Annotated in this window: 11 protein-coding genes; 1 reads left to right on the plus strand and 10 read right to left on the minus strand. The window is 72.0% G+C overall.

Annotated features, from left to right (window positions below):
* Nucleotides 1–65: 65 nt before the first annotated feature.
* A complete protein-coding gene (locus ACYVMZ_RS36190) occupies nucleotides 66–377 on the minus strand; it encodes a transposase (RefSeq protein ID WP_461087162.1) in 312 nt (103 codons plus the stop codon).
* Between the two features lie 481 nt (nucleotides 378–858).
* Here ACYVMZ_RS36190 and ACYVMZ_RS36195 point away from each other — a divergent pair, with 481 nt between their 5' ends.
* On the plus strand, nucleotides 859–1,713 hold the full coding sequence (locus tag ACYVMZ_RS36195; protein ID WP_461087133.1) for an alpha/beta fold hydrolase: 855 nt from the start codon (nucleotides 859–861) through the stop codon (nucleotides 1,711–1,713).
* Here the strand turns inward: ACYVMZ_RS36195 and ACYVMZ_RS36200 are convergent.
* The 9 genes from ACYVMZ_RS36200 to ACYVMZ_RS36240 are packed head-to-tail and all read right to left on the minus strand — an operon-like array spanning nucleotide 1,703 to nucleotide 12,515.
* Entirely contained in the window at nucleotides 1,703–3,145 is a 1,443-nt protein-coding gene (locus ACYVMZ_RS36200) for an aldehyde dehydrogenase family protein (RefSeq protein WP_461087134.1), read from the minus strand. The genes ACYVMZ_RS36195 and ACYVMZ_RS36200 overlap by 11 nt on opposite strands.
* A complete protein-coding gene (locus ACYVMZ_RS36205; protein ID WP_461087135.1) occupies nucleotides 3,145–3,519 on the minus strand; it encodes a nuclear transport factor 2 family protein in 375 nt (124 codons plus the stop codon). Before ACYVMZ_RS36205 ends, ACYVMZ_RS36200 begins: the two co-directional genes overlap by 1 nt.
* A gap of 34 nt (nucleotides 3,520–3,553) precedes the next feature.
* On the minus strand, nucleotides 3,554–4,867 hold the full coding sequence (locus tag ACYVMZ_RS36210; RefSeq protein WP_461087136.1) for an ATP-grasp domain-containing protein: 1,314 nt from the start codon (nucleotides 4,865–4,867) through the stop codon (nucleotides 3,554–3,556).
* Nucleotides 4,834–6,462: a condensation domain-containing protein gene (locus tag ACYVMZ_RS36215; protein WP_461087137.1), complete on the minus strand. Its 1,629-nt coding sequence runs from the start codon at nucleotides 6,460–6,462 to the stop codon at nucleotides 4,834–4,836. The genes ACYVMZ_RS36210 and ACYVMZ_RS36215 overlap by 34 nt, the downstream gene beginning before the upstream one ends.
* A 9-nt stretch (nucleotides 6,463–6,471) precedes the next feature.
* Entirely contained in the window at nucleotides 6,472–7,764 is a 1,293-nt protein-coding gene (locus ACYVMZ_RS36220) for a cytochrome P450 (protein WP_461087138.1), read from the minus strand.
* Nucleotides 7,761–9,530 carry an amino acid adenylation domain-containing protein gene (locus ACYVMZ_RS36225; RefSeq protein ID WP_461087139.1) on the minus strand — a complete coding sequence of 590 codons (1,770 nt, stop codon included), beginning with the start codon at nucleotides 9,528–9,530 and terminating at the stop codon, nucleotides 7,761–7,763. The genes ACYVMZ_RS36220 and ACYVMZ_RS36225 overlap by 4 nt, the downstream gene beginning before the upstream one ends.
* Before the next feature lie 2 nt (nucleotides 9,531–9,532).
* Nucleotides 9,533–10,324, minus strand: coding sequence for a thioesterase II family protein (locus ACYVMZ_RS36230; RefSeq protein WP_461087140.1), 792 nt, complete (start codon nucleotides 10,322–10,324; stop codon nucleotides 9,533–9,535).
* The gene (locus ACYVMZ_RS36235) at nucleotides 10,321–11,193 is read right to left on the minus strand and encodes a hypothetical protein (protein ID WP_461087141.1); all 873 of its coding nucleotides are present in this window, start codon (nucleotides 11,191–11,193) and stop codon (nucleotides 10,321–10,323) included. Before ACYVMZ_RS36235 ends, ACYVMZ_RS36230 begins: the two co-directional genes overlap by 4 nt.
* Nucleotides 11,190–12,515: an MFS transporter gene (locus ACYVMZ_RS36240; protein WP_461087142.1), complete on the minus strand. Its 1,326-nt coding sequence runs from the start codon at nucleotides 12,513–12,515 to the stop codon at nucleotides 11,190–11,192. The genes ACYVMZ_RS36235 and ACYVMZ_RS36240 overlap by 4 nt, the downstream gene beginning before the upstream one ends.
* Nucleotides 12,516–12,518 lie beyond the last annotated feature (3 nt).

The following is a 12,518-nucleotide window of genomic DNA, read 5'->3' on the forward strand; positions in this document are numbered from 1 at the left end:
TCCACTCGGTGAGCAACCCGAGCCGGACTTCATCGGATAACCCGATCCATGGATGCATGTCCGTGTCAACGAACCAGCACCCCGGCGGTCACCGTGCGAGGAGAGGAACTACGTGCACCTCTCAAGCAACGGCATTGCCCGTTGTCCACGAGATACCGGATCGCATCGAGTACCGCCCGGTGGCAGTACGCCTCCGGCCGGCCACCTCGACCCCGTAGCCAGCCCGGCACCGGCAGCAGCGGCCGGATAGCCGCCCACTCCACATCCGTCATGCCCGACGGATAACGCGGCCGCCGCATCCCGTTGTCCGCAGCATTTCCGAACCGGTGAGCCAGACAGTCACACTCCTGGGCGACCGAACTGGACCGCCCGGCCATCGACACGGAAGACTGCGGCACCGGGGCCTCCTGTTGTTGCTCGGTGATTCGACACCAACGAGCTGTTCAGGAGGTCCTACTCGTATGCGCCAAGCACCCCGCGGCCACCCGATCGAGACTCCCGTTCGACGCGCATCTCTCAAGATCGGAAGACAACAGCTTCTTATGCCAGCTGTGCGGAGGCGCCGTCCCGCATGTTGCTGCCGTTGCGCCGTATGGCCGGTTCGACCATCCAGGTGGGCTACAGCCCGGTCTGGCGGGATGCTGGCCACTGCAGGACAGATCACGCCCTGCGGTGTGTGCTTGCTGCCCTGGCGGGTGGCCGAACCGGCTCATCCCGTAGAGGGAGATCACGCGGACCACTGCCTGGCAGCCCATTGCCCTGGGACGAGAGAGATGACACCACGCAGGGCAGTGCGAGCACTGCATGGTGAAGATCTGGGAAGGATGCCGTCTCGAAGCTACTCGGAGGAGCCCAGGGATGCCGTACGTCGTGGCACATGACGGGACGAAGATCGCGTATCGCTCGCTCGGGCAGGGACCGCCGCTGGTGTGCCTTGCCGGTGGGCCGGGAACGGACGTGCGGAGCCTGGGGAACCTGGGCGGGCTCGACCGGCATAGGACGCTCGTTCTGGTGGACTCACGCGCGGCGGGTGCTTCGGATGTGCCGGCCGACCGGTCCGGCTGCGCCTACACCGAACAGGTCCACGATCTGGAGGCGCTGCGTCGTCACCTGGGAGCCGGACCCGTGGACGTACTGGCGCACTCGGCAGGTGCCCTGACCGCCCAGCACTACGCGGCCTCCTTCGCAGACGGGGTGCGCCGTCTGGTGCTGGTCTCGCCCGCCGGCCGCATTGGGCGGGAGGTCGATTCGACCGAGGTCGCCGCCCTTCGGGCGCGGCGCGCCGACGAGCCGTGGTATCGCCCCGCCGCCGAGGCCGCAGAGCTGTTGGCCACCGAAATCTCAGGCGTTGCGGCCGAAGACGCGCAACGGCGCTCGGCTCCCTTTCTGTACGGCAGGTGGACGGACGAGACCCGTGCTCACCATGAAGCCGACCGTGTCCGGCCTCCCGCCTGGCTCTACGAGGCCTTCTACCGAGGGAACCCTGCCGAGCACGCGACCGAGGAGCGGCTGAGGTTCCTGCGGTCGGTGGCAGTCCCGGTGCTGGCGCTGGCAGGCGCCGAGGACTGCGTCGCCGGTACCCGGCCGGCCGCGCTGACCGCGGCGCTTTACCGGTACGGCAGGCTCGAGACCGTTCCGGGCGCCGGCCACCATCCGTGGCTCGACGAACCGGAGTGCTTCCGCGACTTGATCGAAAGCTTTCTCAGGGACTGACTCCGGGCCCGGGGAGGTCGGCCTGCTCCCCCTCCGGGGCACCGCCCGTGGACCGGGCCGCGTGCTGCACCACCTTCAACGCCCCGAAGGACAACAGCCCTTGCGCGCCACCTTCATAGCCGTACCCGCTCGCGCCGCGTCCGCCCAGGGGCGCGTCGGGCGCGGCCCCCGGGGAGCAGTTGACGCCTACGCTCCCGGCGTCGAGTCGCCGGGCCAGCTCACGCGCATGGGCGGTCTCGCCGTAGACGTACGCGGACAGCGCGTACGCGGTGCTGTTGGCCAGCGCGACGGCTTCTGCGTCGTCGCGGTAGGGCAGGACCGGCGCGACCGGGCCGAACGGCTCCTCGTTCAGGATCCGCGCCTGCGGCGGCACGTCACCGAGCACCGTGGCCGGGTAGTGGAAGCCGGCTGTCTCGGGGACGCGCCCTCCGAGCACCAGGCGCGCGCCGCAGCGTACGGCGTCCTCGACCAGGGCGTGCACGGCGGCGCGGCGGCGCGCGCTGTTCAACGGCCCCATCGTGCCGCCCGGCTCGCTGTCCGGTGCGGGCGCGCGAAGCACCAGGCGTCGTACGAAGGCGTCGACGACCTGTTCGTGCACGATGAAGCGGCTCGGGGCGCCGCAACTCTGGCCGGCCGAGCCGAACTTGGCGACCGTGAGGGCGTCCACGGCGGTCTCGACATCCGCGTCCTCGGTCACGATCACCGGTGCGTGCCCGCCCAGTTCGAGGACGCACGGAGTGAGCTGCTCCGCCGCGGCGGCAGCCACCAGGCGGCCGACGCCAGTGGAGCCGGTGAAGGAGACGCGCCGGAACTCCGGGCGGCGCACCAGCGCCTCGGCCTCGGCCGGAGCCGCGTGCACCACTTGGACCAGACCGTCGGGCAGCCCGGCCTCGGCCGCCGCCCGAGCCACCGCGGCGGGGACACAGGGGGTCTCCTCGGGACCCTTGACGACGACGGAGCAGCCCATGGCGAGGGCTGGACCGAGCTTGCGGGCGAGTACCACGGCAGGGAAGTTCCACGGCACGATCGCCAGTACCGGGCCGGCCGGGTCCACCATGACCTCACGCACGATCCCGGCGCGTTCGGGCAGCGCGGTGGGCCTGGTGACCTCGAGAGCGGCGTCGGCGCTCCACCGCAGGGTCTCCACGGCGCGCTGGAGCTCCGCCAGGGCCTCGGCCGGCGTCTTGCCGTGCTCCTGGCTGAAGCGGGGCGCCAGCTCAGGCAGTCGGCGGTCCAGGACGTCGGCGAGGTCCCTGATCTTCCGGACCCGGTGCGCCACCGTTCTGTCCGCCCAGTCCGGCGACGCCTCCGCGGCCGTTCGCGCGACCCGGGGCACGTCCGCCGCGGACAGCAGCGGGACCTCACCGATGCGCCGTCCCGTACGGGGATCGACCACGGCCGCGACCGCGCCGCGTCCCGTCTCGGTGGCCATCAGATCGCCGGCCGGAAGAAGTAGGTACGACGGCCGACGATCCGGCCGTCGCGGACGGTGTAGGTGTCCGCGAACTGCTCGTCCAGGGCTTCACCGGACCGGCTCGTACCGGTGAACCTGCCCCAGCAGGCGGCGGCTTCCAGATCACTGACGATGTGCAGCACATGATGGCACCCGGAGGCGATGACGCGTTCGACGCGATAGAAACGCTCGATCCGCGCCAGGCCCCGTAGCGGCTCGTAGCCGGGGCGGTCGTACACACAGTCCTCGGCGAAGACACGGCCGAGGTCGTCCCAGCGTGCCGCGTCGATGATGGAGAAGAGCTCGGTCACCAGGCTCTCGGCCGACCGGGTGACCGTCGTCGGTGCAGCCATGTCGTCCTCTCTGCGCAGGGGTTCGTGAACCGGGTCAGGCCAGCAGGGACGCGGCGGGCACCCGGCGGATGCCGTCCGCGTCCTCGAATTCGTAGGTGAGAACCGCCAGGGCCTTCGCGATCACGGCGGTCATCGCGTCGTGGTCGTCGCAGGCGCCCCACAGGATGTCCATCTCGTGGGTCATCACCCCGCCGGGCAGCTCGTCGCCTGGCCGCACGAAGGTGCGGTACCCGGAGATCCCGTCCAACTGCCGCACCTCCCGCCGGCCGTGGACGGCGACGAACCGGCAGGGGGCGACCGGCGCGAGCCCGTGATGCTGGAAGTGCACGCGCTCCGGCCGCAGTTCGCCGGCCTCGACGTCCTCGCCCAGCGCCTGCCGGCCCGCGAGCCGCACCAGGTCGACTCCGCAGGCGCGCCGGGACAGCTCGTTGATGTGCCCGCCGACGCGCCCGTTGACCTCGATGATCCTCGGGCCCGCCGGGGTCAGCTTGATCTCGGTGTGGGTCAGGCCGGTGCGCACGCCCAGGGCCATGAGCGCTCGCGTGGTCAGATCGAGGATCTCCCGCCGTTCCGCGTCGGACACCTGGGCCGGCCAGTACTGGCCCGGCTCCCGGAAGGGGTGTGCCAGCGGGAACTTACCGGTCAGCGCCAAGTGGACGACCCCGTCGGGGCCGCACAGGCTCTCGACGGACACGTAGTCACCGGACGGCAGGCCGGGCCTGCCCACCAGCAGTTCCTCGACGACGAGCGGCGCTTCGTGGCCGGGGGACGTACGCACCGCGGCGAACAGTTCCGCCAGCAGGGCCGGGGCCACGGCCGCATCGTGCACCGCGTGAGTGTTGCGGCTGCCTTCGCCTCTGACGGGCTTCACGATCGCGGGGAGACCGACCGCCGCGACCGCCGAGGGCCAGTCCGCCGGAGCGCGCAGCGGATGGCTGCGCACCTCGTCGACGCCGGCCTCCCGAAGCCGTCGCCGCTGGCGCACCTTGTCGGTGAGCAGACGGGCCGTGTCCTCGTCGTGGAAGGGCAGCCCGAGATCGGCGGTGAGTCGGGCAGCGGTCCGCAGCATCGGTTCGCTGAAGGTGACCAGCGCCGACGGCCCGTACCCGCGCAGCGCTGCGGCGTCGGCCGCCGGGTCGCCCGTGAGCGGTAGTACGGCGCCCAGGGTGCCCAGTACCTCCGCGAGCCGCGCCACATGATCGGTGGGGGCCACGACGAACACGATGTCCGCGAGGTCGCGCAGACCCACGGCGATGTCCCCTGCGGCCACGGCCCCCTTGTCGTAGACGACGGCGATGACCGGCCGACCGCCCGTCATGCCCGCACCGCCCGCGATACGGACGGCCATCCGGCCGGGGCCGAGGGATCCTCGGCCGCGACGGCCAGCGCCTGTCGGTACAGCTCGGTGTAACGCCCCGCATGCTCCGGATCCACCAGGTCGGGATCGAAGTCCACGACGACGCGGCTGCCGCCCTCCAGCCCCTCGACCTCGAAGTCGACGCGGAACGGGAAACTGGGCTTGCCCGCCACCCACCAGCCGTCGGCCCGCAGGGCGGTCAGACTCGCGAGGCCGTCGTACAGGTGGAAGTCGGTGTAGTTGAACGTGACGTCGAAGGCCGGACGGCCGAGCCGTCTCTCGATCTCGGCCAGGGGAAACGCCCGGTGGGGTATGGACCGCCGCTCGGCCGTCATGGCGTCCCCGGCGAGGTCCGCCCACGATCGAGCGGTCCGCGTGAACCGCATGGGAAGCGTGTTCAGGTGCAGGCCGACCACCAGGTCGGAGTCCGCGGTCTCCGGGCGGGTGCTGACCACCACGCCGGTGACGATGTCCTGGCCGCGGCCGAGCCAGGCGCCGAGCGTCCAGGCGTGCACGCCGAGCACGAAGGCCTTCAGCGACGCCCCCGACCGCCGAGCCGCGGACCGCAACTCCTCGAGCAGCTCCGGCTCCAGGTTGAAGGCGTGCTGGCCGACCGCGTTCGCCGCGGCCGGGCGGGCGCCCGGGTCGATCAGCAGCACGGGCGCGTCCGCCTCGGCCCGCCAGAACTCCGCCGCCTCGAGGGAGGCGAGCGCCGCGGCCTCGGCGGCGGCGAAGTCCCGGTGAGCGGTGGCGGGCAGCTCCGGCAGGTCGGGGGTGACGCCGCGCAGCAACGCGTCGTACACCGTGAGCAGGTCCATGATCAGCCGTCCCAACCCCCAGCCGTCGGCGATGGCGTGATGGCAGGAGAGCGCCACCTGGAAGGAGTCCCGATCGGTGACGACATGGCAGCGCAGCAGCGGCGCCTTGCTCCAGTCGAAGGGCCGGTTCACCTGCTCCGCACTCCACCTCCGGGCGAGCTCGGCCGCCGTGTGCGGACCGTCCTCGTCGGCCGACTCGACGGTGAACCGTGGCTCGGCCTCGGCCCACACCAGTTGGACGGGCACCGAGAACGTGCCGAGTTCGAAGGAGGTGCGCAGCGCCGGGTGGCGGCGGCTCACCTCGGTCAGCGCCTGACCGAACAGTTTCTCGTCGAACGCCGCCCGGGTCCGCCAGCCCGTCCTGGAGTGGTACAGCTCGGGATCCCCACTGGCCTCGCACAGGTAGATCATCCCGACCTGGAGTGCCGAGGCCGGGATCGCCTCGGTCACTCCGTCGGGCACCAGGGCCCGGTCGGCCGGGTCGAGCAGACCGGCGGGAGCCGGCCCGGCAGCACCGGACGCGGACGCCCCGACGTCCTTCTCGGCGGTGGCCTGTTCGAGGTGGGCCGCCAGTTCGCGGGCCGTCGGGTAATACAGAAGGTCCCGCAGGGAGACGGACAGACCCCGGCTCTGCGCCTCGGTGACGACGCGCAGCGCGATGAGCGAGTCCCCGCCCATCGCATAGAAGTCGTCGTCAGGGCCGATGTCCTCGTCGCCCAGGTGCGTGCGCACGAGATCCAGCAGCAGGTCGGTGACAGAGGCAGTCATGGGCTCCCCTCAGAGCGGACGGGCCTGGCTCGGGACGCGGCGGCGTGCGTCCGCGCTCAGCCGGGTGCGGACGGGCAGTCGGGTGAACCCCGCCACGAAGTTGGACGCGAGCCGACGCGGCGGCCCGGCCGGCTCGAACTCCTCGACCAGGGCGACGATCTGCTCGAAGAGGACGCGCAGGGTCAGCCGGCCCACGGCCGCGCCCAGGCAGTAGTGGGGGCCGTAGCCGAACGCGATGTGCCGGTTGTCGGGCCGGGGCATGAGGAACCGCTCGGGGTCGGCGAAGACCGTCTCGTCACGATTGGCCGAGCCCACCCACACCGCCACCGCGTCCCCCGCCGGCACCACGCCGCCGCTGAGTTCGACGTCCTGGACCGCGTACCGCAGGAAAGAGCGGGCGGCGGACGTCCAGCGCAGTCCCTCTTCCACGAGCGCCGGGACGAGTTCCGGGTTCTCCCGCACCGCCCGGTACACCTCCGGGTTCCGGGCGAGGGCGAGCACGGTGCCCGCCGCGGTGTGCGGGGTGGTGGCGTTCGCGCCGAGCAGCACGCTGTAGCAGTTGACGACGACCTCGTCCCGGGTGAGCGCGGTCCCGTCGACGGAGGCGGCCGTCAGGTGGCGGATGAGGTCCTTGCCCTCGGTGCCCGCCCTCGACCGGGCTTCTCGCCCGAAGTACTCGAACAGCTCGTGGTGCGCGATGGCGAGCGTCGCGGCGCTGCTGCCCGTGCGGTGGACCGGATCCTCGGGCGCCGCCGCCATGCCCGTCCACCGCACGAGGTCCGGCCAATCCTCCTCGGGCAGGTCCATCAGAGCCGCGGCCGCCGCCATGGGCAGCAGCGCGGCATGCTCGCTCACATCCCACACCTGGTCGTCGGCGACGGATCGCAGGGCCGCGTCCACGGCCGTCCGGATCCGCTGCTCCGCCGCCGCCAGCGAGGCACCGCTGAACAGGGCCCGCAGCGGTCGGCGCAGTTCGCCGTGGCGGGGCGGGTCCGTGGCGACGAGCATCTTGCCCGCCGCGGCGTCACCCCGCCCGAGCTGCTGGAGGAGGCTGCCCCGCTCGGACGTGAACTCGCGGTGCTGACCGAGCACCCGGCAGGCGTCCTGGTAGCGGGTGACCGACCAGAAGGCGCGTCCGTCCGGCAGCTCCTGGCGGTGCAGCGGCGCCCGGCGCCGCATCGCCGCCCACACCAGATGGGGGTCGCCCACTGCATGGAAGCCCGCGTCGAACAGGTTGACGCCGTTCAGGTCGACCGCGTCGAGGTCGGTCACGGACCAGCCGCCCGCCAGGTCCTCCGTCACGATTCCGACCTCGCTTCCGCCACGGCTCGGGCCAGTCCGGCAGGGCTCGGGTCCAGATACAGAGAGCGCGGCGAGATGTCGACGCCGTACGACCGCCGCAGTTCGCCCAGGATCGTGACGGCCAGCAGCGAGTGCCCGCCGATCTCGAAGAAGTCGTCGTCCGCGCCGATACCGACGACGCCGATGTGGTCCGTCCACAGCTGGACGATCGCGCGCTCCAGCGGCGACTCGGGCGCCCGGTGGGGCGCGCTCAGCTCGGGCCTGTCCTGCACCGACGTGGCGGCCAGGGCAGCACGGTCCACCTTGCCGTTCGGGGTGAGCGGCAGTGTGTCGACGATCCGCACGAGGGCGGGCACGCAGTAGTCCGGCAGCACCCGCACCAGTCGCTCCCGCACGTCCAGCGCGGAGAGGGGACCTGCGTCGTCGGCGACCACATGGCCGATCAGCCGGCGTTCCCCGGACGGTGCCCGTTGGACGACGACCGCTGCCCGGGCCACGCCGGGCAGCGCGGCCAGCGCCGACTCCACCTCGCCGGTCTCGACCCGGAAGCCCCGGATCTTCACCTGGTCGTCGTCGCGCCCGAGGAACTCCAGCGTGCCGTCGCACAGCCGCCGCACCCGGTCTCCGGTGCGGTACATGCGGGCGCCGGGCGTCGGTGCGTACGGGTCGGCCACGAACCGCTCGGCAGTCCGTCCCGGGGCCCCGAGATAGCCGTGGGCCAGGCCTTCACCGGTGACGTACAGTTCCCCTTCCTCGCCGTCCGGCACGGGGCGCAGCCGCTCGTCCAGGACCCGCGCCCCGGTGCCCCTGATGGGCCGGCCGATCGGGACCGTCGCGGTGGCGGGCGCCTCCCGCATGGGGTGGCAGCAGCTGAACGTGGTGTTCTCCGTGGGTCCGTACCCGTTGACGACGGTGGTTTCGGGCAGGGCGGCGACGGCGCGGGCGACATGCGGCTCGGACAGCACGTCGCCTCCCGCCAGCAGACAGCGCAGGCCGCGCAGTTCATCCAGACCGGTGTCGACGACCTGGTGGAACAGGCCGGCGGTCAGCCACATCACCGTGACGCCCTCGCGGCCCGCGTACGCGGTCAGTTCGGCGGCGGACAGCTGCCCGGGCGGGGCGACGGCGAGCCGTGCCCCGGCCAGCAGCGCCCCCCAGACCTCCCAGGTCGACGCGTCGAAGGCAAGGGGCGCGAACTGGAGGAACACGTCGTCCGCACGGATGTCGGTGATGTCCGTCCCGACCACCAGGCGCAGCACCGCCCGGTGCGGAACGCACACCCCCTTGGGACGGCCGGTGGACCCCGAGGTGTAGGCGACGTAGGCGATGTCCTCCGGTCCGGTCCCGGCGTCCGGCCCCGCGGCCGGCAGGTCGTCGTCCGCCTGCTCGCCGCCGTCCGGGGTGAGCACCGTACGGCCGTGGGTCGACATCTCGGCCGCCAGGTGAGGTGGCGACAGCACCACCTTCACCGAGGCGTCGTCGAGGATCGTCTGCCGCCGTTCGAAGGGCTGTCGGGCGTCCAGCGCCAGGTAGGCGGAACCGGCCTTGAGCACGGCAAGGAGCATCACCACCGCCGCGGCGGAGCGCTCGGCGTGGACGGCGACGACGTCTCCGGGGCGCACCCCGTGCCGCCGCAGCCGCCCTGCCGTCCGGTCGGCTCTGGCGTCGAGTGCGGCGTAGGTCAGCTCGCCGTCGTGGGCGCTGACCGCGACCGCGTCGGGTGTCTCGCGGACCCGCTCGGCGAACACCCCGTGAATGGTCTGCATGATCAGCCGTGACCTCCTCCGTGACCGGTCCCCGCACCACTCGGCTCGGGGCTCCTCGGGTCGGCGAGCAGCGAGGCGAGGAGGTCCGTCAGCTGCTCCGGTGCGCAGAGGAAGGCGTAGTGCCCGCCGTCGAGCACGGAGAACCGGACGTCCGCCGAGTACTCCCGCCACGGCCGGATCTGCTCCAGGGTGATCTCCTCGTCGTCGGCCCAGTGCAGCGCGGTGATGCCGACGGGCAGGGTCAGTGGGCGCTGCCGACGGTAGACACGGTTGGCGTCGAGGTCCTGGTGCAGAACCTCCAGGGTCAGCTCGATCAGGGCGGGATGCGGATCGCCGCCCCGCTCGACGATGATCCGGCCCAGCTCCCGGCCGAGTTGCTCGTCGTCCATGTCCAGGAAGCGGTCCTGCGGACAGTGGTGCGGGGGCACCTGGGCCGAGACGACCAGCCGGTGCGGCAGTGGCAGGCTCCGCTCGGCCAGCAGGGCCGCCGTCTCGAACGCGGGCAGCGCGCCCGCGCAGTGTCCGAACAGCACGAACGGCCGGTCCAGATAGGGCAGCAGCTGCTTCACCAGGTCGGCAGCCAGCTCCTCATAGGTGCCGTAGTGCGGCTCCCGCACCCGGTTCTCCCGGGCCGGGAGCTGGATCGGGCACACCTCGGCGGTGCCGATCACGCGGGGCCACTGGCTGAACATCGAGCCGCCCACACCGGAGTACGGAAAGCAGAAGACACGGGCTTCGGCGTCGTCGGACGGCCTACGCAGCAGCCGGGTGGAGAAAGGGTGCCTGTCGCTCATGTCCACGACACCACGGTCCTGTCGTCGACGAAGCCGAGGATGCCCGCCAGCGTGGTGCGACGCAGCTGCGGATCGGTGTTGGGCTCGACCGCGTGGACGTGGGCGCCGTTGAAAACGTAGACGTCACCGGCGTGCACGTCGACCCACTTCAGCTCGACTCCCTCCAGGGTGTCCAGCGGGTAGGGCGAACCCGTGTAGTGCAGGCCCAGTGCCCGCTTGGACGTCTCGTCGGGCCGGATGTTCCAGTACGCGAGTCGGCCGCCGTCGCCGTTCTCCAGGCAGATGTTCAGTGCCGCGGGCTGGTAGCCGGCCACCTTCTGTATCTCGAAGTCGGCCTGCTGCGGTTCGGTGCACTGGGACAGGTCGTCGTGCGGAGCCAGCGCGTACTCGCCCTGGCCGTGCCAGGAGCGCAGCAGTCCGCGGCAGGCCTCCCGGCCCCCGTGTCGGGCCGGCCGCACCGTGGCGCCGGCCTCGGCCAGCACCCTGTCCAGCCCTTCGTAGAAGATCTTCAGGGGGTCGTCCGGAACGGCCAGCACGTCGTCGAGCGCCGCGGCCATCTCCGCGGTCTCGTCCAGGTACGCCGCGGTGGTCTTGTGGTAATGAAAGGCGCCCAGGAAGTAACCGGGCGCCTCCGCGCCGCGGGTCCTCCTGTCGGGGCTGGCCCAGAACCGCTCGGCCAGCTCGGCGCAGGTGTCCGGCTTCACCATGCCGCGGAACATGACTCCGGCGATCCGGCCGTGCAGGACGTCGAGGAGCGCCCTCGGCTCGAAGGTGTCGTACTCGCGGAAGACGAAGTAGTCGACGTCGCCGCTCCAGCCGGTCAGCCGGCGGCGGGACGCGGTGCTGTCGGTCGTGGCGAACGTGGTCATGATTCCTCCAAATGGTGATCGCCGCGGGCCGGTTCGCCGCCCGCTTCCGGGCGGTTCCCGGGCGGGCCGGAAGCCGGGACGGAGACCGCGGATGTCGCGCTCGCCGGGGACTGCCCGTCGTCGACCGCGCGCACCGAGGGCAGCAGCAGGACGAGGGGTCCCGCCAGCACGATCAGCACACCGGCCCACACCAGTGCGGGACCGACGCCGAGCGCCGCCGACGCGGGACCGGCGAGGGCGAGCCCGAGGGGAACGAACGCGAAGGAGCCCACGGCCTCGTACGACATGACCCGGGCGAGCTTCTCCTCGGGCACGTTCTTCTGCAGGGCGGTGTCCAGCAGCACTTCGTAGACGTCGATGCAGACGCCCGCCGCGAAGGCGAGCACGGCGACGGCGGCGACCGGCGCCTCGGCGGCGAGCAGGAACAGAGGCAGCGGGAAGCCCATGGTCAGCAGTGCCGCCAGCCGGATCGGGCGGCGGGTGCGCAGCCGTACGGCCGTGGTGCTGCCGACCACATAGCCGATGGCCTGCGCGGTGAGGATCAGACTCCAGGCGGGCGCCCCGCCCAGATGGTCCTTGGCGACCACCGGGCCGAGCACGTAGAAGCCGCCGGCCAGCAGCACGTTCACGACGCACAGCTGGGCCACCATCAGCCACACCCACTGGCGTGCCGTGAACTCCTTCCAGCCGTCCCGCAGTTCCCGCACCAGGGAAGCGGACGTCTCGGCGGCCGGGGTCGACTTCAGCCGGATCCCGAACAGGAGCGCGGCGGAGATGAGGAAGGAGGCCGCGTCGATGGCCAACGTCGGCCCGGCGCCGACCAGGGCGACCAGGATCCCGGCGACGGCCGCACCGATGATGTTCCCGCCGCGCATGGCCAGTTGCAGCAGGCCGTTGGCGGACTGCAGGACGTCCCCGGAGACGAGCTGCGGCATCACGGACCGGGAGGCCGGTTCGAAGAGTGCGGCGGCGGCGCCGTTGACGCAGGCCAGGAGGGCGAGGGAGAGCGTCGAGGCGTGCTCGGTGATCACCAGCGCGGCCGCGGCGCCCTGCGCGAGGCCGGCCACCACATCCGCTCCGACCATCACCCGGTACTTGGGCCACCGGTCGGCGACGACGCCGCCCAGCAGGACGAACACCACCTGGCTCGCCAGCCGGGCGGTGAGCACCAGACCGAGCCCGGTGGCCGACCCGTCCGGCAGCTCGAGAACGGTGAAGGCCAGGGCGACCGGAGCGATCGCGTTGCCGAGCAGGGAGACGGATCGGGCCGACAGGAGGCACAGCACCGAGCGATCGCGCAGGACCCACAGGTTCGACGACAACGG

The organism is Streptomyces deserti, from assembly GCF_054782695.1.